At 68.4% G+C, this 22,349-nt stretch carries 23 protein-coding genes and 1 pseudogene; 6 read left to right on the top strand and 18 right to left on the bottom strand.

All coding sequences use genetic code 11. The features are described from left to right. Window positions 1-28 precede the first annotated feature (28 nt). Complete coding sequence (locus QEG98_RS12865; RefSeq protein ID WP_316566934.1) at window positions 29-3,133, bottom strand: cyclic nucleotide-binding domain-containing protein; 3,105 nt, start codon at window positions 3,131-3,133, stop codon at window positions 29-31. A gap of 202 nt (window positions 3,134-3,335) precedes the next feature. Here QEG98_RS12865 and QEG98_RS12860 point away from each other — a divergent pair, with 202 nt between their 5' ends. Next, entirely contained in the window at window positions 3,336-4,142 is an 807-nt protein-coding gene (locus tag QEG98_RS12860; protein ID WP_316566933.1) for an RDD family protein, read from the top strand. On the opposite strand, the gene QEG98_RS12855 is transcribed toward QEG98_RS12860, so the two are convergent. Continuing rightward, window positions 4,108-4,626, bottom strand: a complete 519-nt coding sequence (locus tag QEG98_RS12855) for an outer membrane beta-barrel protein (protein WP_186817721.1) — start codon at window positions 4,624-4,626, stop codon at window positions 4,108-4,110. The two genes, QEG98_RS12860 and QEG98_RS12855, sit on opposite strands and share 35 nt — an antisense overlap. A gap of 222 nt (window positions 4,627-4,848) precedes the next feature. Between QEG98_RS12855 and QEG98_RS12850 the strand changes: the two genes are divergently transcribed. Together QEG98_RS12850 and QEG98_RS12845 are read left to right on the top strand one after the other, a co-directional pair. Continuing rightward, window positions 4,849-5,787, top strand: a complete 939-nt coding sequence (locus QEG98_RS12850) for a tetratricopeptide repeat protein (RefSeq protein WP_090489449.1) — start codon at window positions 4,849-4,851, stop codon at window positions 5,785-5,787. A 31-nt stretch (window positions 5,788-5,818) separates the two neighbouring features. Continuing rightward, entirely contained in the window at window positions 5,819-6,889 is a 1,071-nt protein-coding gene (locus QEG98_RS12845) for an FHA domain-containing protein (RefSeq protein ID WP_090489451.1), read from the top strand. Between the two features lie 87 nt (window positions 6,890-6,976). On the opposite strand, the gene sctV is transcribed toward QEG98_RS12845, so the two are convergent. After that, a complete protein-coding gene (sctV, locus tag QEG98_RS12840; protein ID WP_090489453.1) occupies window positions 6,977-9,100 on the bottom strand; it encodes a type III secretion system export apparatus subunit SctV in 2,124 nt (707 codons plus the stop codon). A gap of 232 nt (window positions 9,101-9,332) precedes the next feature. Between sctV and QEG98_RS12835 the strand changes: the two genes are divergently transcribed. Then, the gene (locus tag QEG98_RS12835) at window positions 9,333-10,055 is read left to right on the top strand and encodes a carboxypeptidase-like regulatory domain-containing protein (RefSeq protein WP_316566932.1); all 723 of its coding nucleotides are present in this window, start codon (window positions 9,333-9,335) and stop codon (window positions 10,053-10,055) included. Between the two features lie 126 nt (window positions 10,056-10,181). On the opposite strand, the gene QEG98_RS12830 is transcribed toward QEG98_RS12835, so the two are convergent. Then, window positions 10,182-10,646, bottom strand: a complete 465-nt coding sequence (locus QEG98_RS12830) for a tetratricopeptide repeat protein (protein ID WP_090489457.1) — start codon at window positions 10,644-10,646, stop codon at window positions 10,182-10,184. 257 nt (window positions 10,647-10,903) lie between these two features. Between QEG98_RS12830 and QEG98_RS12825 the strand changes: the two genes are divergently transcribed. Further along, window positions 10,904-11,128: a hypothetical protein gene (locus QEG98_RS12825; RefSeq protein ID WP_002640925.1), complete on the top strand. Its 225-nt coding sequence runs from the start codon at window positions 10,904-10,906 to the stop codon at window positions 11,126-11,128. 171 nt (window positions 11,129-11,299) lie between these two features. Here QEG98_RS12825 and QEG98_RS12820 read toward each other — a convergent pair whose 3' ends face one another. Together QEG98_RS12820 and QEG98_RS12815 are read right to left on the bottom strand one after the other, a co-directional pair. Continuing rightward, complete coding sequence (locus QEG98_RS12820; protein WP_244171641.1) at window positions 11,300-11,806, bottom strand: tetratricopeptide repeat protein; 507 nt, start codon at window positions 11,804-11,806, stop codon at window positions 11,300-11,302. A 59-nt stretch (window positions 11,807-11,865) separates the two neighbouring features. After that, a complete protein-coding gene (locus tag QEG98_RS12815; protein ID WP_316566931.1) occupies window positions 11,866-13,032 on the bottom strand; it encodes a DUF1521 domain-containing protein in 1,167 nt (388 codons plus the stop codon). A gap of 265 nt (window positions 13,033-13,297) precedes the next feature. On the opposite strand from QEG98_RS12815, the gene QEG98_RS12810 reads away from it, so the two are divergent. Beyond that, the gene (locus tag QEG98_RS12810) at window positions 13,298-13,522 is read left to right on the top strand and encodes a hypothetical protein (protein ID WP_002640925.1); all 225 of its coding nucleotides are present in this window, start codon (window positions 13,298-13,300) and stop codon (window positions 13,520-13,522) included. Window positions 13,523-13,718: 196 nt separating this feature from the next. Here QEG98_RS12810 and QEG98_RS12805 read toward each other — a convergent pair whose 3' ends face one another. The 12 genes and pseudogenes from QEG98_RS12805 to QEG98_RS12750 all read right to left on the bottom strand — a co-directional run bounded on the left by QEG98_RS12805 (window position 13,719) and on the right by QEG98_RS12750 (window position 22,345). Next, on the bottom strand, window positions 13,719-14,096 hold the full coding sequence (locus QEG98_RS12805) for a hypothetical protein (protein ID WP_090489463.1): 378 nt from the start codon (window positions 14,094-14,096) through the stop codon (window positions 13,719-13,721). 244 nt (window positions 14,097-14,340) lie between these two features. Next, entirely contained in the window at window positions 14,341-14,775 is a 435-nt protein-coding gene (locus tag QEG98_RS12800) for a hypothetical protein (protein WP_316566930.1), read from the bottom strand. Between the two features lie 93 nt (window positions 14,776-14,868). Beyond that, window positions 14,869-15,345 (bottom strand): SycD/LcrH family type III secretion system chaperone, encoded by a 477-nt coding sequence (locus QEG98_RS12795; RefSeq protein ID WP_011552527.1) that lies wholly within the window; start codon window positions 15,343-15,345, stop codon window positions 14,869-14,871. A 4-nt stretch (window positions 15,346-15,349) separates the two neighbouring features. Beyond that, entirely contained in the window at window positions 15,350-15,829 is a 480-nt protein-coding gene (locus QEG98_RS12790) for a hypothetical protein (RefSeq protein WP_026113929.1), read from the bottom strand. Between the two features lie 47 nt (window positions 15,830-15,876). Beyond that, the gene (locus QEG98_RS12785; protein WP_011552525.1) at window positions 15,877-16,161 is read right to left on the bottom strand and encodes an EscU/YscU/HrcU family type III secretion system export apparatus switch protein; all 285 of its coding nucleotides are present in this window, start codon (window positions 16,159-16,161) and stop codon (window positions 15,877-15,879) included. Between the two features lie 43 nt (window positions 16,162-16,204). Continuing rightward, window positions 16,205-17,284: a type III secretion system export apparatus subunit SctU gene (sctU, locus tag QEG98_RS12780; RefSeq protein ID WP_171442856.1), complete on the bottom strand. Its 1,080-nt coding sequence runs from the start codon at window positions 17,282-17,284 to the stop codon at window positions 16,205-16,207. A 22-nt stretch (window positions 17,285-17,306) separates the two neighbouring features. Beyond that, window positions 17,307-18,125 carry a flagellar biosynthetic protein FliR gene (locus QEG98_RS12775; RefSeq protein WP_090489469.1) on the bottom strand — a complete coding sequence of 273 codons (819 nt, stop codon included), beginning with the start codon at window positions 18,123-18,125 and terminating at the stop codon, window positions 17,307-17,309. Then, window positions 18,122-18,385 carry a flagellar biosynthesis protein FliQ gene (gene fliQ, locus QEG98_RS12770; RefSeq protein ID WP_002637061.1) on the bottom strand — a complete coding sequence of 88 codons (264 nt, stop codon included), beginning with the start codon at window positions 18,383-18,385 and terminating at the stop codon, window positions 18,122-18,124. Before fliQ ends, QEG98_RS12775 begins: the two co-directional genes overlap by 4 nt. A gap of 12 nt (window positions 18,386-18,397) precedes the next feature. Beyond that, window positions 18,398-19,222 carry a type III secretion system export apparatus subunit SctR gene (sctR, locus tag QEG98_RS12765; protein WP_020477619.1) on the bottom strand — a complete coding sequence of 275 codons (825 nt, stop codon included), beginning with the start codon at window positions 19,220-19,222 and terminating at the stop codon, window positions 18,398-18,400. Between the two features lie 11 nt (window positions 19,223-19,233). Next, complete coding sequence (locus QEG98_RS12760; protein ID WP_316566929.1) at window positions 19,234-19,920, bottom strand: flagellar biosynthetic protein FliO; 687 nt, start codon at window positions 19,918-19,920, stop codon at window positions 19,234-19,236. A gap of 118 nt (window positions 19,921-20,038) precedes the next feature. Next, window positions 20,039-21,440, bottom strand: a pseudogene (gene sctQ / locus QEG98_RS12755) (type III secretion system cytoplasmic ring protein SctQ). Further along, window positions 21,437-22,345, bottom strand: a complete 909-nt coding sequence (locus QEG98_RS12750; protein ID WP_140789803.1) for a flagellar hook-length control protein FliK — start codon at window positions 22,343-22,345, stop codon at window positions 21,437-21,439. The pseudogene sctQ and the gene QEG98_RS12750 overlap by 4 nt, the downstream one beginning before the upstream one ends. Window positions 22,346-22,349: the final 4 nt, after the last annotated feature.

The following is a 22,349-nucleotide window of genomic DNA, read 5'->3' as shown; positions in this document are numbered from 1 at the left end:
CGGGAGGGACGTCCCCGCGCCGCTCGGCTCAGGGGTCGTCGCGCGAGCGGTCGTCGTTTCCATCCGGCGCCGGCCCATCCGGCAGCGGCGGCGCCAGGGGTCCCAGCGGCGCCGTCATCTCCAGCCGCTCGCCCGTCTCGCGCGAGTCCGGCAGGTCGATGAGCGCCTGGAGCTGCAGGCTCACCGCGCGGAAGAAGCCCGTCAGCAGCTCCGGCCGGTCCGCGAGCAAATCCAAGAAGTCACGCCGGTCGATGATGAGCACCCGCGTGTCCACCGCGGCCACCATGTCCGTGGGACGCGGTGCGCCGTCGAGCAGGCTCACCTCGCCGAAGGCCTGTTTGCCCTGGAAGCGCAGCACGTGCTCGCCGTCGTGGAAGGCATCCACGGCGCCGTCGACGATGACGTAGAGCGCGTCGCCCGGGTCGCCCTGGGCGTAGATGCGCTCTCCCGCGCGGAACGACGCCTCGCGGGCCACGGCGGCGATGGCGGCGATGTCATCCACGTCGCACTGGGAGAAGACACTCACCCCTTCCAGCGCGAACATCCGCTGGACTGTCCTGTCGCTCATGTCACCTTCCTGTGGGAGCACGTGCAGCCCGTTCACCCACGCCACATGGCGGGCACACGCGCGCAGCACGCCATCTTCGCTCTGGACCAGCGCCGCCAGCCGCCGCCACAACCGGCCGGGCGCCCCGGGTGGAAGCTCGCGATGGTGCGCCTCCACCTGCTCCATCACCAGCTCCCGGTCCTCTTCGTCAACCAGGTTCTCCAACAGCTCCAGCGCCAACGCGCGACGGCGCAGGTCCGGCCCCACCAGGTTGTAGTGGATGCCGCGCATCACGTGCGACGGATGGAGCAGCCCCAGGAGGAAGAAGGACAACTCCAACGCCTGGTCCATCCGGTCGCCCACCGCGCGCGTGAGCAGCGAGCCATCCCCCAGCGCCGCGCGCAGGTCGCGGAAGGCGCCCACCAGGTTGCGGTAGACCTCCCGCCGCCGGCCCAGGGCCTCGCGCACGCGCTCCACGTCCACGGGATGCTCGGGGTGCTCATCGCGCAGGCGCGACATCTGCGCGCCAATCCGGAAGTGCAGGGACGCGTCGTCGCGCACGTTGGAGAACAGCAGCGCGTCCAGCGCCGCCGGTGTTCCGATGCCGCGCAGCACGCGAGGCAGTTGCAGCCGCATCGCCAGCGGCGCCATGCGCTTGTTGAGCTGCTCCTCCACCAGCGGCGTCACCTCGTCCCCCAGCGCCACCAGCGCCTCGCGCGCCGCCTTGCGTTCCTCCCGCCAGGTGAGGAACGGCAGCAGCCGGGGCGCCAGCTCCACGTAGCCGCCCTTGCCCACCGCGACCAGGGCCACGTGCCGCACGGAGCCGTCCGCGTCCTCCAGATAGCGCGCCAGCGGCTCCGCGAAGCGTGAGTTCTGGATGCGCCCCAGCAGCCGCGCCACCTCGCGGCGCTCGGGCACCGGTGCGCCCTCGCCGCGCGACAACATCGCCCGCAGCGCGTCCAGCGCCACGGCGCTCCCCGTCGACTTTACCAGCGCGCCAATGGCCGCGCAGCGCAGGCCCACGTCCGGGTGGTTCAGCAGCGCGGGCAGCAAGCGCTCCGCCCGCTCCGGTGACAACCGCGCCAGGGCCCACACGGCCTGGTCCCGAGGCCGACGCGGCCCTTCCTCCACCAACCGCTCCAGCACCGGCGCCAGTTCGTGCGCCTCCAGCTCCAGCGCCAGGGAGACGCCGCGCTCCAGCACACGCTCGTGCGGGTGACGCAGCAGCGCGGGCAGGTGCGGACGCAGCGGCACCTCTGCCTGCTCCATCATCGCCACCGCGCGCAGCACCCGCTCCGGAGAAGGGGCCGCCAGGGCTTCGGCCAGCAGCCGCTGCTCCTCCTCGCCCTCCAGCGCCACGTCCTCTTCTTCGGGCGCTCCCACCTGCTCGCCCAGCGCGGCCACGTACGCGGACTTCAGCCGCACCAGCAGCAGGCCCAGCGCCGCGCACATGCCCACCACCGCCACCGCCATGGTGACGCCGTTGGCCGCGCGTCCCGCGCCAATGAGCAACAGACCGGCCAGCACGACGCCGCCCTTGCGCAGCAGCCCATCCACCGTGGCGCGCAGGCCCTCTCGCTGGTCGTCCGGCACCGCGGTGTAGAGCAACTGGATGCCCACCGGGAGGATGGAGTAGCTCACCGCCGTCTCCACCAGCCGCAGCATGTGCACCGGCCACAAGCTGGGGGTGACGAGCGCCGCGCCCGCCAGCGGCGCCAGGACCAGCGGCACCATCGCCACGTAGCGCAAGAGCCCCAGCCGCTTCAGCAGGCGCTGCGCCACCAGCAGTTGGAAGGCCACGCAGAACAGGCCAATCCAGAGCTGGAGCGAACCGAAGAGCGCCGTCAGCGCGTCCTCGCTCAGCGTGCCTTCCAGGCGCAGCCGGAAGAGGTAGTCCACGAACGACGACAGCACCGCGAACGCGATGCCCAGCGCCGCCAGCACCTGGGCGTAGGGGCTCTCCGCCAGATAGCGCAGCCCCAGGAAGGACGCGGGGCGGCCCCGCGGCGGCGTGGGCGGCAGGCCCTTGTACAGGTGGTGGAAGATGGCGCCCGCGGCCAGCAGGCCCACGGCGCCGCTCACCACGATGGCCGGCGTGCCCAGCTTCACCGCCAGGCCCTGCACCAGCAGACCTCCGGCGATGCCTCCGCCCATGGCGAAGCCGTTGAGCGCGGTGAAGGCCCGGCGCGCCTCACGCGCGTCGAAGGCGGCCGCCATGCGGCCCCAGAAGCGGAAGGACACGAACGTGGAGAAGGTGTCCGCGAAGAGGTACAGCGCCAGCGCGGGCATGCGCTGCCCCGCGGACAGGGCCGCCGCCAGCACCAGCGCCACCACGCCGCCCATGCCCGTGAGCAGGCCCGGGGACTCGAAGGGCGAGCCCGGCTTGGAGCGCGGCAGCACCGTCATGGCCGCCGTCATCAACGCGCCCAGCAGGTACAGGTACGGCAGCGCCTGGGACTCGAAGCGCGACAGCACCAGGGCGTTGGAAGCCGTCTTCAGCTGCGTCACCCCTGCGATGAGCGCGAACTGAAAGGCTGCCGCCGGCCAAAGGCGGCGGTTCCATGATGAGGAGTCGGAGGGGAGCACGGTGCGAGTGCGCGGCAGACTACCCCACGCCCTCTCGCCCCAAGAATAGCGCTGTCGTGCGAGGTGCCGCCCGCCTGCCCTCCGGGCTGCGGGCAAGTCACTTTGGACACCTTCACCCGACTTCCGCCGCCCTCACTGAAATCGTTGGAGCCGCGATGAATGTGCCTCGAGCCGCCCGCACGTGCGCCGCCGCGGCTAGACTGTGTCGGTGACGACCGCCACCGACACCCTGCTGGACGGCACCCACACGGTGCTCACCCCCGAGTACGTGGAGTTCCGCTTCACGCTCGCGGGCCTGTACTCGCGCTTCCTGGCGTGGATGCTGGACGCCGTCATCGTCACGCTGCTCACCGGCGCCATCCTGACGTCGCTCAGCCTGGTGATGTTCGCCTTCCCGGGCTTCGCCAGCGCGCTGTCCATCGTCATCTACTTCCTGGTGGACTGGGGCTACGCGATAACGCTGGAGACGGTGTGGAGCGGACGCACCGTGGGCAAGCGGGTGATGTCGCTGCGGGTCATCCAGGAGAGCGGCGTGCGCATCGGCTTCTACCACGCGGCGCTGCGCAACCTGGCGCGTCCGGTGGACCGGCTGCCCCTGTTCTACCTGGTGGGAGGGCTCACCGCGCTCGTGTCCGGCTCCCAGCAGCGGCTGGGGGACATGCTGGCGGGAACGCTGGTGGTGCGCGAGCGGCGCCTGAAGGTGCCCTCCGCCCTGGGCATGCCCGGCGACGAAGGGCTGCTGGCGGATCCGCTCTTCGTGTCGCGCGTGAAGCGCCTGTCCAGCGAGGAGCGGGAGGTGGTGCTGACAGCGGCCCTGCGCCGTGAGGAACTGCGCATGGAGGCGCGGCTCCGCCTGTTCGCGGCGCTGGGAGCAAGGCTGCAGGACGCGCTGGCCATGGAGAAGCCACCCCATCTCTCCGACGAGAAGTGGGCGCTGCTGGTGGCCGCGGCCCTGCTACCGCCGAAGGGACAGCCTAGAAGTACGCCGCAGCGCCGGCAGACAGCGTGAGCGTGCGCTGCGTCTTCTCGTTGAGCGCGATGTAGAAGTTGTACTGCGCGCGCGCGCCCACGCTCACCGAGTCCGACACGAAGAAGTCGACGCCGACGTTGGGGCCAATGCCCACGAAGTTGCTGACGCTGTTCTTGAAGACGATGAGGTAGCTCAGGTCCGAGCCCACATAGGGGCGGATGGACTCCTCCATCAGCAGGTACCGGATGCCGATGGACGGCGCCAGGCCCACCACGCGCTTCTCGTTGCGGTCCGTGGTGTCGCGTGGGAACGCAATCTTCGACAGGGAGACCACCTCGAAGCCGTTCTCGATGTAGAGGCTGGCGTCGACGCCCACGAAGAACGCGTCATCCAGGCCGTTCGTCCGGTTGAAGTCCATGTAGCCCAGTGACAGGCCCAGGCTGCGGTTGGCGAACTGGGCATGCGCGGGGCTGGCCGACAGCAGGGCCAGGGTGAAGCCGAGGGTGCAGAGCAGGGTACGCATGGGCCGCCACTCTACCGGCGTAACCCTCGGAAAACAGCCTGGATTCATGCCACTCCGGGCGTTGCCTGGGCGCGGGCGCTCTCCTACACTCGCCCCGCCATGCGTGTCCGCCGACTTGTTGCTGCGCTGTCCCTGGTCTCCGCCCTGCCCTTCGTCGCCTGCGTTCGGACCCCACCGCCTCACGAGCGGGCGCTCATCAACAACGAGCTGTGCGCGCAAGAGATGGCCAAGGGCGACCTGGCCCGCGCGGAGACGTTCTGCGACCTGGGTTTGGAGTTCTCCCCCCAGTACGCGGACCTCTGGTCCAACAAGGGCATCATCGCCATGTCCTCGGGCCGGAAGGACGACGCGAAGAAGCACTTCATCAAGGCCCTGCGCTACAACCAGGAGCACCTCCAAGCGTACCAGAACCTCGGCGCCATCTACATGGAGGAAGGCGCGTACGGAAAGGCGCACGACAACTTCCGGCGAGCCCTCAAGGTGAACCCGGACAACCTGGAGTCGCGCTACAATCTGGCACTCACCCTGATGAAGATGGGGAAGATGGACGAGTCCAGGAAGGAGCTGCGCACGATCCTGGCCGTCAATCCCGGCATCTCCGACGTGCACCACCTCCTGGGTATCATCTCCTACTCGGAGGGTGAATACGACGAGGCCGGCGAGCACCTCGCCCGGGCCACGCAGCTGGTCCAGGATTCGCCCCTGCTGTGGCACGACCTGGGCACCGCGTTGATGGAGCTGGGCCGCTTCCAGGAAGCGCGCGAGTCCTTCGCCAACTGCGCCCAGCTGGACCCCAGCAACAGCAGCTGCATCAACAACCTGTCCCTGGCCCAGCGCAAGGCGGCCCTCACCGACGCGGCCTTCAAGGAGATCAAGGACACGCAGCAGGCGGAGAACTCCGCGCCCGCGCTCTTCATGCTCGCGCGTCAGTACCGCGAGAAGGGCCTGCTGGCGGAGGAAGAGGCCACCTACCGCAAGTGCGTCAAGCTGGATGCGAAGTACGCCGCCTGCCACTACGGCCTCTACGAACTCTTCTTCGAAGCCCACAAGCGCGAACACGCGCAGATCGCCTGCAAGAACTTCCTGAAGTACGGGACGTCTGAGGAATTCCCCACGGAGTACCAGACGTGTGAGAGATTCCTGAGCGACGCGACGTTCTGATGTCCCGCCTTCCCGACTCCCCTCCTTCTCGATGAGCGTTCGTCTCACCGTCACGCAGCGCAGCGAGGCCGGCGCTGCCCAGAGCACCGAGTTCGTCCTCGACGACGCGGTCATCACCCTGGGCCGCGACAAGGCCTGCCAGGTCGTGCTCGCTCAGCAGGCGGTGTCGCGCAACCATGCGCGCATCTGCCAGGACGGGCCGCTCTTCTTCGTGGAGGACCTGGGCAGCTCCTACGGCACGCAGATCAACGGCAAGCCCGTGCCCAAGGGCGAGAAGCGGCTGCTGCGCAACGGCGACGTCATCGCCATCGCCACGTTCGACGTCCGCTTCGAGCGGGTGATGGACCTGAACCCCGAATCTGGCGGGGAGAAGACGTCCTTCATCGCCCGGGGCATGGTGAAGGACGCCATGCGCGGCCTGGCCGGCGGCGGCGAGGAGCGCTACCTGCGCTTCATGAACGGCCCCCGCGAAGGCGAGCGCATCGAGCTGGGGGACGCGAAGGAAGTCATCCTGGGCCGCGACGAGAAGGACGCGGACATCATCCTCAAGGATGACCTGGTCTCCCGGAAGCACGCCAAGGTGCGCCGCGACTGGTCCGGTACCCACGTGGAGGACCTGGGCAGCCGCAACGGCATCAAGGTGAACAAGAAGCGGATCAACCGCCGGCAGCTCAAGGACGGGGACGAGCTGGAGGTGGGCGCCACCCGCTTCCTGTACGTGGACCCCACCGAGCCGGCCGAGGAGCCCGTTCAGCTCGCCGCCGAGGTCAAGGCTCCGCCTCCGCCCTCGCCCCGTCGTCCGCGCCCGGAGCCCAAGCCCGTGGAGCCCCCGCCGGAGGAGGAGCCCGCGCCTCCGCCCGAGGAGCCCGCCCCCGCGCCGGAAGAGCCACCCGCCGAGGAGCCCGCGCCCCCGCCCGAGGAGCAGGTCTCCGAAGAGCCGCCCCCGCCGGTGTCGGCGGAGTACCCCATGCCAGATGAGCCCGCCCAGCCGAGCGCGATGGCGGCGCTCAAGGACAAGGGCAAGCTCGTGCCCCTCGTGGTGATGAGCGTGGTGGGCCTGGTCTTCCTGGTGCTGATGATTGCCGTGCTCGCGGGCGCCTAGCGTCGCGAGCAGACCCCTGCCCTCACGGAGAGGACCTTCCTGCCGCCCGCGCGTCCCTGTCACGCGCGGGCGGAGGGCCATCCGCGGCTATCGCGTGGAGATGCGCGCCACGGGCTGGATGTTCAGCTCGGGCGACAGCTCCTGGTAGCTGAGCACGGAGAACGACGGGTTGAACTCGTACTCCAGCAGCTTGCGGACGTAGCGGCGGATGTCCATGGCCGTGAGGATGACGGGCCGCTGCGCGCTGGGCGGCAGGTGGCCACACTCCGAACGCACGGCCTGGACGATTTCCTGCGCCAGCTCCGGCTCCAGCGCCAGGTGCGCGCCCGCGGAGGTCCGCTTCACCGAGCCGCGGATGGCGTCCTCGATGTTCGGGTCCAACAGGTACACCACCAGGGTGCCGGTGCCACGCGCGTACTTGTGGGAGATGTAGCGGCGCTGGGCCGCGCGGACATGCTCGGTGAGCATGACGTTGTCGGCCTCCACCTGCCCGTACTCGGCCAGGGCCTGGAGGATGCCGCGCAAGTCACGGATGGAGATCTCCTCCTCCACCAGGCGCTGGAGGATGTCCGTCAGCTTCAGCACGTTGACGACCTTGGGGACGACCTCCTTCACGATGGCGGGGAAGGCCTTCTCCAACTGCTCCAGCATCGTCTGCGTCTCCTGCACGCCGACGAACTCACGGGCGTTGCGCCGCAGCACGGCGGCGGTGTGCAGGATGATGTAGCCGGGCACGTCCCACGTCGTGAGGCCGGCGGCCTCCAGCGTGTCACGGTACTGCTCGGGGACCCAGGCGGCGGGCTGCCGGGTGGCGGGGTTCACCGCCTCGAAGCCCTGGATGTTCATCAGCCGCAGCCGGTCCACCGTGTCGTTCACCAGGACGTGGCCCAGCGTGGCCTGGCCGGTGACGACGGGCACCTCGTTGATTTGAATCTGGTACGCGCCCGGCGGCAGCGAGCCGTTGCCACGCGCACGCACGCCCGGGAAGCGCACACCCAGTTCCACGAAGAGGCCATCCCGCATGAACGGGATGAGCTCGAAGAGGAACTTCCCGTTGTCCTGGCGCGAGTCCACGAAGGGGACCAGCGCGTCGGAGACTTCCAGGACGATGGGCGTGACGACGGGGATGAACAGCTCGGAGTCCGGATTGAGGGCTTCCTTGGGCGCGGGCTCCGATGCCATGGGCGTGCCCAGGTCCGTCTCCATGGCCGGGCCGGCATCCTCCGCCTCCACGGCCTGCTTCTGCTTCTTCAGCATCGTCCAGGCGCCCAGGCCCGCGCCGATGCCCAGCAGGAAGAAGGGAATCTTGGGCAGACCGGGCACCAGGCCCAGGACGATGAGCATGCCGGCGGCAATGGCGATGGCCTTCGGGTAGGCCGTCAGCTGGGAGCCCATGTCCATGCCCAGGTGATTGCCCTCTTCCTCACCCGCCACGCGCGTCACGATGATACCGGCGCAGGTGGAGACGAGGATGGCGGGAATCATGCCGACCAGACCGTCACCGATGGTGAGCAGCGTGTACTTCTGCGCCGCGTCGCCAGCGGACATGCCCTTCTGCGTCACGCCGATGATGAGGCCACCGACGATGTTGACGACGGTGATGATGATGCTCGCGATGGCGTCGCCCTTCACGAACTTCATGGCGCCGTCCATGGCGCCGAAGAGCTGGCTCTCACGCTCCAGGTCGCGGCGCTTCTTCTTGCCCTGGTCCTGGTCGATGGAGCCGGCCCGCAGGTCGGCGTCGATGGACATCTGCTTTCCGGGCATCGCGTCCAGGGTGAAGCGGGCGGCCACTTCGGCGACGCGCTCCGAGCCCTTGGAAATCACGATGAAGTTCACGATGACCAGGATGATGAAGAGGATGGCGCCGACGACGAAGTTGCCCTGCACCACGAAGTTTCCGAACGCCACCACCACCTCTCCCGGGTCACCGGTGAGGAGGATGAGACGCGTGGTGGAGATGGTGAGGGCCAACCGGAACATCGTGGTGATGAGCAGCAGCGTCGGGAACACCGACAGGTGCAGCGCCGCTGGCACGTAGAGGGATACGAGGAGCAGCACCACCGAGATGCTGATGTTCAGCGTCAGCAGCACGTCCAGCAGCAGCGTGGGCAGCGGGACGATCATCATCCCGACGATGGCCACGACCACCACGGCGAGGACGATGTCGGAGTACTTGGAGAGGAAGCTGTTCGAATTGGTGGCAGCCATCAGCGGTCAGGCATCCTAGGCCAACCCGGGTGCCTTCTGTCAGGGGGGGCGTCGCGAAGGGCCCCTCCCCCACGGCGAAACCCGCCGTTCTCCCCCGGGCGGAAGCAGCCGGGCAGTCAACCGAAGTGGACATTCGTTCTTGCACCGCGCCCCGTCACGCGGGTTCATCCCCCTGTCGTGCCCTGCCGTCCTGGAGGGCCGGGGCAGGTCACACGAAACCTGGGAGAACACGATGCGACTGAAGAATGCCTTGAGCAGGGGTCTTCCGCTGATGTTGCTGGGGGCGTCCCTGGCCTGTTCGGCCTGCTCGGACGGCGGCACCAGCGGCCCTGGCCCCTCTGGCGAGCGGGAGAAGAACGTCGTCAAGGGCAAGGCCACGGACACCGCGGGCAAGCCCCTGGCGGGGGTGGAGGTGGTGGCCGACAATCAGGTCCTCTACGACTCCAATGTGGTGGGCGTGACGGGCGCGGACGGCACCTACCGGCTGGAGCTGGGCCAGGCGGCCACCACCTGGAACGCCAGCGCGCGGCTCAAGCGCGACTTCAACGGCCGCAGCTACACCTTCGAGCTGCACCCCAGCAACGCCACCCCCTTCGCGGGCAACGAGGGCGCCGTCCGGGACTTCAGCTGGAAGCTGACCGGCGCGAAGCCCGAGGGCGGCGCCTACGGCAGCGGCGTCTACTTCAACCTGACGGACTACGTGGATCCGGCCGACCCGGATCAAGCCCTGCAGCGCGAGCACGTGGAGTTGACGCTCACCCCCACGGGCCCCCTGGTGGACGGGAGTGCCGGCACCCCGACGACGGCCCGGGGCAGCAACACGCCGGACGGCTTCGGGCTCCCGGACGTTGCCCTGGGGCGCTACACCGTGACGGGCCGCTACGCGCCGCCGGGCCGGCCGTCCGCCCGCTCGTCGTGCGCGTGCAGGGCGAGGAGACCTACACCGAGTCCGTGACGGTTGACTTCAAGCCCGTCATCGAAGGCGGTGAGGGTCCGTACCGCCTGGACGTGGAGCTGAAGTTCCCCTGAGCCCAAGGGCCAGGGAAGGCGGGCCGGGGCCTTCGAGTGGCCCCGCCCGCGCCTACGCCGCGCCGTCGGATTCAGAGGACGGCGACTCCTCGGCGCTCTCCAGCGCCGCGGCGGCCAGCATCCGGGCCCGGGCGCTGAGCGGATCCTGTCCTTCGGGATCCAGCCCCACCGCGTGATTGAAGTCCCGGGCGGCCTCGTGGACCTTGCCGAGCCGCAGGTGGACTTCCCCGCGGTTGACGAAGGGCGTGAGGTCGGAGGGGTCCAGCTCGATGGCGCGGTTGAAGTAGGACTCGGCCAGGTCCAGGTCTTCCAGCGCCAGGTGGCAGGCGCCCAGCGCCGTCTGGAAGTAGGCCTCGGTGGGGTCCATGGCCGCCAGGGACTGGAACAAGGTCAGCGACTCACGGAAGCGGCCGTCCTGGAAGAGGTTGAAGCCTTCCGTGGCCCGTTCGAGCATCTCCGGGCCGGACAGGGGCTTCACGTCGTCGTTGGTCACCGTTGCCTTGGATTCAGTCGTCATCTGCACACATCCCTCACGAGGGCGGGAGGACGGCCCCGGAGCCGGTAGGGCAAGCGGTTCCGGGCGCCGGGAGCTTAGACTGTTATCGGCTTTTCCACCAAAACGGTGCGCCACTTCGGAAGCGATATTCGCGCCGCCGGCGCGAAAAAATGGATCAGAAAATGGGGAGGAAACTTCTGGCCCCCATTCTCCCATAATCCTTTTGTAAGCAGCGCCGCCGCAAACCACCCGCTTCCCAAACTTCCTGGAGAACGCAAATGACCACCGCCACCACCGCCGCCGCCGCCGCCACGAAGGCCCTCGGAGCCAGCCAGGGTCTCTCCGCCCTCGAGCAGAAGTCCCTCTCCGGTCTGACGGGTCCGGACCGTGAGCGCGCCGAGGCGCAGCTCATGCTCCAGAAGCAGCAGGAGGCCACCGCCTTCGTGGCCAACCTGATGAAGAAGCTCAACGAGATCGCGATGTCCGTCATCGGCAAGATCTAATCCTGCCGCTGTAGCGCGACTCTCGGAGCCGGCTTCCCTCTCGGGATGCCGGCTCCTTGCTTTTGCGGGCTCGAGCGCCTCACCCGAAACGACGAAGCCCGGACTGCGCGACGACTCGCGCGGCCCGGGCCTGGTGCGTGTTGCGATGAAGAGGGGCATGCCCCCTGGGGCCTACCGGGACTTCTTCGCCTGGTCGGCCTGCTGCTTGAGGGTGCGCAGCGTCGCGTGGGCGCGCTGCGTGGCACGGCGCTTGAGGCCCGGGTCCAGTTGGATGGCCTTGCTGAGGTCCGCGAGCGCCTCGGGGACATTGCCCCGGCGCAGCTGGATTTCCCCCCGGCCGACCAGCGCGTCCACGTGGCCGTCGTTGAACTGGAGTGCCAGCCGGAAGGCGTCGAACGCCTCGTCGAAGCGCTCCAGCGTCATGAGGGTCGCCCCGAGCTGCGCGTGGAAGACGGCGTCGGTGGGCGAGGCGGCCACGAGGCCCTGGAAGATCTGCAGGGCCTGCTGCGAGCTGCCCGCCTGGAGGAGCTGATAGGCCTTGTCCGCCCAGGCGTAGAGCTGTGTGTTGGAGAGGTTGAGGAACTGCCCCAGGGTGATTTCGCCGCGGATCACCGCCTCGGCGAGTGCTTCCGGGACGACGACCTTCTCTTTTTCACCCCTGGGGGCGGAGTCACTCACGACAGCCTCGAGCAGGGCCAGGCAGTCCCCCACCTGGCCCGATGAAGTACGTCCAGCGGCTAGAACGACTGGGGACCGCGGAAGCGGACCATATCATCCAGCTTGGACAGCTTCTCCAGCGTCCCGAACATGTCACCCAGCGCCTTGAAGGACTGGGTCAGCCCGGACTTGTGCTGGTTCTTGTCGTAGGCGCCGAAGAGGTCGTCCGCCTTGCGGAACGGGTTGAAGCCGTTCGCGTTGGTGTTCTTGAGCTGGTCGAACACCTTGCTGATGGAGTCGAACGTCTCGTTCAACTTGTTCAGCTCGGGCTTGGCACTGCTCATGTCCCAGGGCAGCGGCTTCACCTGGGGCAGGTTGGTGTTCATGTCCCAGTTCTGGGCCACCTCACCCGCTGCGGGGGAGTCCGCCGCCGCCGAGTAGTTGAAGGCCATGGTGCGCCGCTCGGTGATGACGGCCTCGCCCACCTTGTGCACGTCGCCGCCGTTCTCGTGGCCGACAATCTCCTTGCCATGGAACGTCCAGTCGGCCGCGTTCTGCCCCATGTGGAAGACGTCCGCGGACTGGTTCGAGTGGAAGCGGACGACCTCGTCCATGCCCTTGTTGGTGACCTGGCCGACCTTGCCCTTGCCCTTGTCGATGTCCGTCACGCGCACGTGGCTGTCGCCGTAGACGACGTCCAGCTGGCCCGTCACCGTCATGCCGTTGCCCCAGGGCTTGCAGGAGCAGTTGATGCGGGTGCCGTCGCCCAGGACGAAGGACGTGTCGCGCTTGAAGTCGAACTTGCCGCCGTCGCTCTCGTCGACGTGCGGATCACCCCAGACGCGGGTGTTCTTGCCGTCCGGCCCCGTCACGCGCCACTCGAACTGGCCCAGCTGCTCGATGGTGTAGCCGCCCGGGGTGGTGATCTTCCCGGTGCCCTCTTCCACCTTCAGGGAGTGGGCCTCGCGCACCGCGTCCAGGGGGTTGGGACGCTCGGCGGGGAAGGCGGCGTTGGTGCCCGTCGCACCCGCCTGCTTCGTGGAGGCCGCGGCCTGGGACATCTGATCCACGGCCTTGCCGGCGACGTTCACCGCCTTGCCCGCCAGGTCAACGGCCTTCTCCACCAGATTCAGCGTCGACTCGATGAGCTGCGCGTTGCGCGCGATCGTCGAGGTGTTGACGTTGCCCGCGCCCTGCGTCGTGGCGAGTTGCCGGTTACCGCCAACTCCGCCGATGCCGTTCGACATATTCGGTGCTCCCTAAGGAGGGGGAAATGTTCGATGCTGCTTCACCGTGATTTTCGGTGTTCAGCGCTGGGAGTTTCGCCTCGGTGCGTCGCTTTTCTTAAAAAGAAGGTACGAGCCGATCACACGGGGCGGGGGCACCTCTTGCCAGGGCAGGAAAAAGAATCAGAAAATCCCGAGGAAACTTCCGGCCCCCTTTCTCCCATAATCCTTTTGTAAGCAGCGCCGCCGCAAACCACCCGCTTCCCAAACTTCCTGGAGAACGCAAATGACCACCGCCACCACCGCCGCCGCCGCCGCCACGAAGGCCCTCGGAGCCAGCCAGGGTCTCTCCGCCCTCGAGCAGAAGTCCCTCTCCGGTCTGACGGGTCCGGACCGTGAGCGCGCCGAGGCGCAGCTCATGCTCCAGAAGCAGCAGGAGGCCACCGCCTTCGTGGCCAACCTGATGAAGAAGCTCAACGAGATCGCGATGTCCGTCATCGGCAAGATCTAATCCTGCCGCTGTAGCGCGACTCTCGGAGCCGGCTTCCCTCTCGGGATGCCGGCTCCTTGCTTTTGCGGGCTCGAGCGCCTCGCCGCGCCGCCCACGCCCCTTCCCCAGCACCCCGCAAAGCAAAACCGCCGCCCCGGTCAGAGACCCGGGCGGCGGCTTCAAGGACAGGCGCGCGGCAGGGCCGCTCGCGGTCGGGCTACTCGCCCCACATGTCCTTGAGGAGCTCCTTGCGACGGCTCATCAGCTTCCCGAAGAAGTTGTCGTCCCGCATCTTCTGGAACATCGCGTTCGTCTCGTGCTTCTTCGTCGTCGACTCGGCGTGCGACTTGACGTCGTCGGCGGAGGCGTTCGGGTTGCTCTTGAGGAAGGCCTCCATCTCGCCCTGGACCTTCTCCTTCACCGTGTTGATCCGGCCTTCGCCCAGGTACTGGAGGCTGCCCTTGATCTCCGGCTCGTTCATCCGGTCCACGGCGGAGTTCAGCACGCCCTCCCACGCCTGCTTCTGGGCCTCGGGGGTCGTCGTCGTCGACTTGCGCGTCGTCGCGGGCGCGTTGTTCGCAATCTTGGTGGTCACGGGGAAATCTCCTCGGAAGAAAAGAACGTCTCGAGGGAGTTATCGTCGGCGCCAGGCCCCAAGTTGCGTCCTTCGGGCCCAGGCGCCGACGCTGTGCGACTAGCCCTTGAGCTTGCCCAGGCTGGGGTTCTTCATCCAGGCCTTGAAGGACTCCAGGTCCTTCTGCTCGGCCTTGACGTCCGGCGGCGCGGCCGGCGGAGGCGGCACGTCCCCCGTCAACGATGCGTGCTTCTTGCTGCTCGTCTCAAAGGCGTCCTTCGCCCCCCGGCCCGGCGGGGGCCTTGGGCGCGGCGGCCGGAGCCGCCGTGGCGGCGGGCGCGGCGGCAGCGGCCTCGTCGGTGGAGAAGCCGCGGGCGTTCAGGTACGCCTGCATCCACTCCACGGACTCCACCAGCACGGGCGGCATGGTGGCCAGGGCCGGCGTCTTCGTCGCCTCGTTCAGGTGCCGGGTAAAGGCGTCCTTCACGTCCTGGTAGAGCTGGAAGCTCAGCGAAGCACCGGGCTTGGTGTTGCCCAGCAGCGCCGACATCTTCCGCATCACCTGCTGCAACGTACCCGTCGCGGACTTCGCCTGGTTCTCCAACTCGGTGACGAGACGCTCGCGCTTGGCGACCAGTTCGGGCGGGGCCTCCGGAGGCATCTGGGCGGGAACGCGCGGATCAGGATTCGGGTTCGACATGTCAACGACCTCCCTGACGACGAAGAATTGAGCGTCGGGCAGCCTACCAGACTCCCCGGAAGAACAATCGATTCCGGATGTGAAATGCGGCCGTCAGCGGCGGCTCAAGGCGGAGATCATGGCCGCCGCCTTGCGCACCACGGGGTCATCCCCCGGCTGCATCGCCGCCGCCCGGCGTAGATCCTCCAGCGCCTGGGGCTTCTGGCCCATGGCCAGCTTCACTTCCGCGCGCCCCACGTAGACGGACGGATCATGCGGCGTCAGCTTGGCGGCCACGTCGAAGGCCGCCAGCGCCCCCTGCCCGTTCCCAGCCGCCATCTCCACCACGCCCAGGGCCTTGGCGAAGTAGGCGTCCGTCGGGTTGACGGCATACAGGCCCTGGAAGAGCGTGCGCGCCTCGCTCACCCGGCCTTGATAGAAGAAGTAGTAGGCCGTCTTGGCGATGGCGTAGAGCTCTTCGTCCGAGTAGCCACGCACGTCCCGCAGCGTGGCCTTGCCATCCGCCCAGCGCTGCAGGAGCGTGTCCAGCTTCGCCTCGTCCTTTGGATCATCCGGGTCCAGGGCCGCCATGACGCTAGTAGCCCTCGTCCTTCTGCGCGTCCCACATGCGGCGGATGATCTCCTTCGTCTCCTCGTTCACCTGATCCACCAGGGAGAGCATGGCGGACTCGCGGTGCAGCAGCGCCTTGAGCCGCTCCAGCCGGTCGGGCGCCGCCTTCACCTTCCCCAGACCCCGCTCCAGCATCCGGCGCTGGTCCTCATGGCCACGGCCCGCCACGCTGGACAGGTGGGGCCGGTCGCTGAACCGCTCCAGGTCCGCCTCATGCCCGCCGGGGTGCGGCGGCAGCGGCAGGCGGAGCTCCTCCGAGGAGTGCGCCGGACCGATGAAGTCCAGCAGCGCCGCGGACGCGAGCGCCGGGTTCTTCGGGTTGCCCGTCTTGCGGAGCTTCTTCCGGTCGACCTGCGCCGGGTCGACGAGCCGCTCGCGGACGCTGCGGGGACCGCCCCAGGGCCACAGGGACGTATTCGGAGGCGGATTGTTGATTCTGGCCATCGTGATACCGAACCTCACTCCAGATGGGTGGGGGACGTCCAGCCCCCCTAGCGCCTGGCAGCCGCGGCCGCCTGCTCACGTTGCAGTTCGTAGACGAAGTTCAGGACCTCGGCCACGGCGTCATACAGCTCCTCAGGGACCTCCTGGCCCACCTCCACGCGGTAGAGCGCATTGGCCAGGTTCACGTTCCGCATGAGGGGGATGTTGTGCTCGCGGGCAATCTCGCGAATCTTCTCCGCCTTGAGCCGCATGCCCTTGGCCACCACGCGCGGCGCGCCGTCCTTCTCCTTGTCGTACTTCAACGCGATGGCGATTTCGGCGTCGTCACTCATGGGAGGCCCCGCTGTCCCTGCATGATAGCCACACCCGGCCTCCTCACGCGCGGCCCTCGGGGGCTGGCTGGCCGGACTTCAAGCCGTAGACGAAGTTGAGGACCTCGGCGACCGCGTCGTACAGCTCCTCCGGGACTTCGTGCCCCACCTCCACCCGCAGCAGGGCGTGGGCCAGGGGCACGTTGCGCAGCGTGGGCACGTCCTGCTCGCGGGCAATGGCCTTGATGCGCTCGGCCTTGAAGTCGATGCCCCGGGCCAGCACGCGCGGCGCGCCATCCTTCTCCCGGTCGTACTTGAGGGCCACCGCCACGTGGTCCGGGTTGGTGACGATGACGTCGGCCTCGCGCACGGCCTCCATCTGCGCACCCTCCATGATCTCCTGGTGCATCTCCTTGCGCTTGGCCTTGTGGTGCGGGTCGCCCTCGCTCTGCTTGTACTCCTTCTTCACCTCCTCCTTCGTCATCATCATGTCCTTCATGAAGGACTTGCGCTGCCACCAGACGTCGAAGACGCCGAAGAGGACGAAGAGGAGCGCCACCCGCGTGGCCACGCGCGTCACCAGCTCTCCCATGATGGCCATGATGCCGCGCGTGTCCTGCCGCAACGTTTCGGCCACCATGGGCATGGAGTCGCGCACCACGCCGTAGACGACGTAGGCGGTGACGGAGATTTTGATGAGGTTCTTCAGCAGTTCAACAATCGCCTTCTTGTTGAACAGGTTCTTCATTCCTTGGATGGGATTGAGCTTCTCCATCTTCGGAATCAGCGGATCCATGGTGAAGAGCGTCCCCACCTGGAGGTACTCCATCAGCCCGCCGACGATGGCTCCGCCCGCCAGCACCGGCAGCGATACCAGCACCACCGCGCGCACGCCCAGGTAGAGCAGCTGCCCGGTGGCCACCGACAGGTCTACGGGATTCGTCAGGTGGTCGAAGGAGAACAGGAAGAGCGACGTCAGCTCCGTCTCCAGCATGTCCCAGCTGCCTTTGACGGCGGCCAGCCCCACCAGGAGCACGCCCACGCCGCTGAGGTCCTTGCTCTTCCAGACCTGCCCCTTCTTGCGTGAGTCATCCAGCTTCTTCTGGGATGGCTCTTCTGTTTTTTCGCCGCTCTCGTCCGACATGGCGCGTCCCGGATGAAGAGGCTCAGGACAAGAGCCGCAGGGCTTGGTTGAGGGTCCGCAGCATGACGACCATTTCCCCCTGCATGCGGTCCATCAGGGCGCCGAGCACCAGGAAGACGAGCAGCACGCTCACCAGGGGCTTGACGGACATGGAGATGAAGAACACCTGGATTTGCGGCGCCACGCGGTTGATGGCGCCCAGCGCCACGTCGGTGAGGAAGGTCGCCAGCATCGCCGGAGCGGCCAGCGCCAGGCTCACCCGGAGCAGGTCCGCGAATACGCGAAGAATCAGGTCGAAGAAGGGCCACGGCCCGTCGTGGAAACGCGGGAAGCCGTCCAGCGGCACCGCCACCAGGCTGTCCGCCAGCGCTTCGATGACCAGGTGGTGCCCGTTCAGCGTGAGGAACAGCACCACCGCCAGCTGCACCTTGAAGCTGGAGAACAGCGTCACCTGCTGCCCGAGCTGGGGCACGTACAGCTGCGCGTTGTTGCTGCCGGACATGGTGTCCACCAGGTTGCCGGCCACGCGCGCGGCTTCGAACAGCGTGTTGACGACGAAGGCGATGGTGAAGCCGACGAACACCTCCTTCGCCATCAGCGCGATGTACGGCAAAGCGCTCAGGGGGATGGACGTCACCGAGCCCGCGATGAGGGGATAGAGGACGATGGAGAGCGTCAGCCCGATGCCCATCTTCAGCTCGGTGGGGACCACCTCGCCGCCCAGGAAGGGGCTGAAGATGAGCACGGGCATCACCCGGCACATCACCAGCGCCACCGTGAAGATGACGGCCGAGACGTTGGCCCGGGTGCCCAGCTCTGCGACGAGGTCCGCGACGTTCATTTGATGAGCGCGGGGAACCTGTCGAAGACGTGGAACGTGAAGCGCACCAGCTGGCTTCCAATCCAGGGGCCGGCCAACGCGAGGACGCCGAACACAGCGACGACCTTCGGCGCGAAGGTGAGCGTCTGCTCCTGGATCTGCGTGGTGGCCTGGAACAGGGAGATGATGAACCCCACCAACAGGCTCATCAGCACCGGCGGCGCCGACGCGACGAGCACCAGGAACAGGGCCTCCTGGGTGATGAACGTGAGCTGATTCATGGAGCCCTCTCCCTACAGGTAGCCGACGACCAGGCCCTTGGCGATGAGATACCAGCCGTCCACGAGCACGAACAGCAGCAGCTTGAACGGCATGGAGATGGTGGTCGGCGACAACATGTGCATGCCGAGCGCCAGCAGGATGTTGGCCACCACCATGTCGATGACGATGAACGGCACGAACAAGAGGAAGCCTATCTGGAAGGCCTCCTTGAGTTCGGACACCACGAAGGCCGGGATGATGACCATGAAGTCATTGCTCTCCACGGCGTCGCGGTCCTCGCCCTTGCGCATCTTCTTGGCGAGGTTGAAGAAGAGCGCCCGGTCCTTGGTGGTGACCTTCTTGATGAGCCACTCGCGCAGCGGCTCCTTGGACTTGTTGGCGGCGCCCAGCATCGAGCCCACCGTCTCCGAGGAGAACACGCCGGGGCCCTTGGCCCAGATGTCCAGGCCGGCCGCGCGGTACATCTGCTGGCCCACCGGAGCCATGATGTAGACGGTGAGGATGATGGCCAGGCCGGTGATGACCTGGGTGGGCGGAATCTGCTGCGTGCCCAGCGCCGAGCGGACGATGGAGAGCACCACCGAAATCTTCACGAAGCTGGTCGCCATCATCAGCGCGAAGGGCACCAGGCCCATGGCCGCGAGCGCCAGGATGAGGATGAGCGGGCGCGAGGCGAACGAGTCGCTGTTGACGGCCTCGTTGACCACCGAGTCGGGGATGGCCGCGCCCCCGCGCTTCTGAGCGAGCGCGGCGAACGGATGAACGGCGACCACGGCCGCGAACAGCCAGGGCGGGACGCGCGGGAGACGGGAACGGGCGGAGGAAGGGAGGTTCACGGGCACGGTCGTCAGGAGCCGGGGGGCTGGGAAGGCGGGCCACCACTGCGGCGGGAGAGGAGCTTCTGGAGGAATGGGCTCAGTGGAACTGCATTCGTCTGCGGGCGCTGCGCGCGGATGCGCTCCACCGCCTCCACATCCAGCTTCGACAACAGTTGCAAGCCGCCCTCGCCGCCGCCCAACAGCAGGTATTCGTCCGCGGCCTTCACCACGAAGAGGCTGCGGCGCTGGTCCAGGGGCAGCCGCTCCACCACGGAGACCAGGGGCTGACGGCCCGCGGCCGTCCCCTGGAGCCCCATCAGCTTGCGCAGTCCCACGTTCAGCGTGAGGTAGATGGACGCAACCACCACGCCCAGCACGAGCAGCGTGCGCACCAGCGTCCAGCCCAGGCTGTCCGTTTCCTCGGACTCCGACAGGGTGTCCCCACCCGCGCCGCTCCGGGCCGCCTTCGCGGACTCGCGAGCAGACAGCTCCGCGTCCAGGGCCCGGTCCGCTTCCAGCAACTCGACGTCGGCCGTGGGGTCCGCCTTCTCAGCGGCCGGTGCTGGCGTCGCGGGCAAAGCAACCGCAGGTGCCGGAGGCTGGGCAGGCTCCGCGGCGGGCACCACCGGCTTCACGGCGGGTGCGGACGTGGACGGAGCCTGGGCCAGGGCGGCGGGCGGCGCGAACACCAGCGCGGCACCAAGCAACAGGCGCATGAGGGGAGGACGGAGGACTGCCATGGCTGGGCGCGAGGCTAGTGCATCGGCCGGAGGACCGCCACGGGCCCACGCCCGGCCGGCCGCTCCTGCTCGCCTGCCCTGCCCCGACTGGGACTCAGCTCGCCAGGGTGATGATGCGCACGCCGAGCTGGCCTTCCAACTCCACCAGCTCCCCCCGGGCCACCACCTTGCCGTTGACTGACAGCTCCACCGGCTCTCCCGGCCCCCGGTTCAGCTCGAGGACCTGACCGGTGCGCAGCCCCACCACCTGCTGCGCGGTGACGGGCACGCGCGCCAGCTCCACCGCAATCTGCAGGGGCACGTCTCCGAGCAGGTCGCTTCCGTCCGGCTTGCTCACATCGTCCAAGGCCGCCCCTTCCAGTTCCGGAGGCACGTCCAGCTCCGGGTTCGTGAAGTCCTCTTCTTCATCCCCAGGCTCCGCGCTCGCCTCGTCCGCGGAGCCCGGGTGGCCCGGCTCTCCTTGAACGAAATCGGTGATGCGCGCCTGGTAACGCCCGTCCTCGCCGACGAACACCTCCGCCTCGGCCCACCCCGCCGTCCCCTTCCCCACCCGCAGCCGCGCGGTGCCTGCCTCGCCCTTGTCCGTGCGCGCCGACAACGCGTCCACCAGCAGCACGTCCTTCACCCGCAGGCTCGCCGGTCCTGGCCGGAAATCTCCGCCGAGCCAATCTCCGCGCGAAGCCAGCTGCGCACCGCTGACAGGCGGCTCGCGAAGGACTCCAGGTCCGCCTTCCCCCGGGCCCGCCGCTGCGTGCTCTCCACCGCCGGCTCTGCCGCGTCCAGCACCGCCGCGGGCACCACCAGCCGCACCATTCCGCTGTGCGGTCCCAGCGTCGCTTGCAGGTGGACCGCCAGCATGGGGCCATCATCCCCCAGCCGCGCGGAGACCTCGTCTACCCCCGCGCCACGCCGTCCAGCCGGGGGCGCGGCACCGCCGTCTGCAGCCCCGGCACCAGCAGCTTGAGCCCCTCGAGGACGACGTAGGCCATCACGCCCTCCTCGATGTCCGTCAGCGGCCGCAGGCCCACCGTTTCACCGGCGCCGCCCAGCAGCAGGTCCACCGCCACGTGCGCCAGCGCGAGCTCCACCTCCAGCACCGCCCGGCCCTGGAGCGCCCCGGGCGCGAGCACCGCCAGGAAGGTGGGGTCGCCCAGGAAGCGCCGCAGCTCCGCCATGGGCCGCACCTGGACGGACTCCACCGACAGGCGCACCTCCGCGTCGAACAGCTCCGTGAGCCGAGCCGCCACGGCCACCGTCGTGCCGTCCGCGGGCGTCAGCCACCGCAAGCGCTCCGCGAGCAGCCCCTGGGCCCGGGAGACCTTCTCCAGGTTCCGGAAAGCGAAGGGCCGCCAGCGCCGCTCCTGGCTGGCGGGTGGCTCCTGGGATGCCGGGGACTCCTGCGGAGGCTCCTGGCGCGAAGGCCGGAGCTGGCTCAGGTCCACCAGCATCGTGCGCTCGTGGACGCCCGAGCCTTCGTCCTCGGATTCGAGACTCATGCCTTCGCCTCGAAGCGGACGTCTTCAAGCCGGAGCCCACGGCCACTGAGCGCGGACCGCAGTCCCTCGCTGGCCCCTTCGAGCTGCTTGAGCACCTCGCGGTTGCTGCCGCTGAAGGTGGCCGAAATCTTCCCGTTCCGGGCGCTGACCTTGATGGACAGACCGCTGAGCACGTCGCCCCGCAGGTCGATCTGGAACTCCGCGTTGCCCGCGGCGTTGGTGCCCACGCGGACGCGGTCGACAATCTTCTGCGCAATCTCGGTGGCCAGGGCCCGCAGGCGCTCCGAGCCCGCGGTGTCCTTGGGCTTGGCCACGGGCACCGGCGCCATCAGCGCGGGGTTGAAGCGGAAGCCGGGGGCGATGGACTCCGACCCGCCTTCCTTCTTGTCCTTGCCACCGCCACTGCCCTTGCCGCCGCCCGCGTCGGCATCCGCCCGGATGGCGGCGCCCCGCTCGGAGCTGACCTGCCCCAGGGAGGACTCCGCCTTGCCCAGGTCCTTCTCGCGGCTCTCGGAGGTTCGCTTCTCGTCGGTGCGCCGGGCGTCCCGGGCGTCCGACGCGCGCGAGCCGCCACGAGCCTCCGCGGCCTGGCCCTGCGCCTGGGCCTGCGGCTGGGCCAGTTCCTTCATGGCGGGCTGCTGCTCCTGCTGCACCCGCTCACCAAACGTCTTGCCCTGCTGGGTGGCCCGCGCGAGCACGGCGCGCGCCAGACCACCCTGTTGCTGCTGGGGCTGCGCGGGCGCCGGGCCCGGCGACGGAGGCGGCTGCTGGGCCTGCTGCATCAGCCGCTGGAAGGCGGAAGCCCCCTCCTGGCGCTTTTTGGCCTGGCCCTCGGCGAGCTTCTTCTCCTGGAGGAGGCGCTCGGCCATGCGCGCTGCTTCGCGATCGTCGTCAACTCGGCTCATGACG

The organism is Myxococcus sp. MxC21-1 (genome assembly GCF_032612255.1).
Classification (GTDB): domain Bacteria; phylum Myxococcota; class Myxococcia; order Myxococcales; family Myxococcaceae; genus Myxococcus; species Myxococcus virescens.
The sequence above is the reverse complement of the archived record's forward strand: the minus strand, read 5'-3'. Positions and strand labels throughout refer to the sequence as shown.

Bases quoted from the DNA above. Each gene is read 5' to 3' on its own strand.
- QEG98_RS12850 (WP_090489449.1), top strand. From the start codon at position 4,849: ATGGCCAAGGGCGACCTGGCCCGCGCGGAGACGTTCTGCGACCTGGGT.
- sctV (WP_090489453.1), bottom strand. From the start codon at position 9,100: ATGGCTGCCACCAATTCGAACAGCTTCCTCTCCAAGTACTCCGACATC.
- QEG98_RS12835 (WP_316566932.1), top strand. From the start codon at position 9,333: ATGCGACTGAAGAATGCCTTGAGCAGGGGTCTTCCGCTGATGTTGCTG.
- QEG98_RS12775 (WP_090489469.1), bottom strand. From the start codon at position 18,125: ATGAACGTCGCGGACCTCGTCGCAGAGCTGGGCACCCGGGCCAACGTC.
- sctU (WP_171442856.1), bottom strand. From the start codon at position 17,284: ATGTCGGACGAGAGCGGCGAAAAAACAGAAGAGCCATCCCAGAAGAAG.
- QEG98_RS12750 (WP_140789803.1), bottom strand. From the start codon at position 22,345: ATGAGCCGAGTTGACGACGATCGCGAAGCAGCGCGCATGGCCGAGCGC.
- fliQ (WP_002637061.1), bottom strand. From the start codon at position 18,385: ATGAATCAGCTCACGTTCATCACCCAGGAGGCCCTGTTCCTGGTGCTC.
- QEG98_RS12785 (WP_011552525.1), bottom strand. From the start codon at position 16,161: ATGAGTGACGACGCCGAAATCGCCATCGCGTTGAAGTACGACAAGGAG.
- QEG98_RS12800 (WP_316566930.1), bottom strand. From the start codon at position 14,775: ATGTCGAACCCGAATCCTGATCCGCGCGTTCCCGCCCAGATGCCTCCG.
- QEG98_RS12825 (WP_002640925.1), top strand. From the start codon at position 10,904: ATGACCACCGCCACCACCGCCGCCGCCGCCGCCACGAAGGCCCTCGGA.
- QEG98_RS12795 (WP_011552527.1), bottom strand. From the start codon at position 15,345: ATGGCGGCCCTGGACCCGGATGATCCAAAGGACGAGGCGAAGCTGGAC.
- QEG98_RS12790 (WP_026113929.1), bottom strand. From the start codon at position 15,829: ATGGCCAGAATCAACAATCCGCCTCCGAATACGTCCCTGTGGCCCTGG.
- QEG98_RS12760 (WP_316566929.1), bottom strand. From the start codon at position 19,920: ATGCGCCTGTTGCTTGGTGCCGCGCTGGTGTTCGCGCCGCCCGCCGCC.
- QEG98_RS12855 (WP_186817721.1), bottom strand. From the start codon at position 4,626: ATGCGTACCCTGCTCTGCACCCTCGGCTTCACCCTGGCCCTGCTGTCG.
- QEG98_RS12830 (WP_090489457.1), bottom strand. From the start codon at position 10,646: ATGACGACTGAATCCAAGGCAACGGTGACCAACGACGACGTGAAGCCC.
- QEG98_RS12845 (WP_090489451.1), top strand. From the start codon at position 5,819: ATGAGCGTTCGTCTCACCGTCACGCAGCGCAGCGAGGCCGGCGCTGCC.
- QEG98_RS12810 (WP_002640925.1), top strand. From the start codon at position 13,298: ATGACCACCGCCACCACCGCCGCCGCCGCCGCCACGAAGGCCCTCGGA.
- QEG98_RS12815 (WP_316566931.1), bottom strand. From the start codon at position 13,032: ATGTCGAACGGCATCGGCGGAGTTGGCGGTAACCGGCAACTCGCCACG.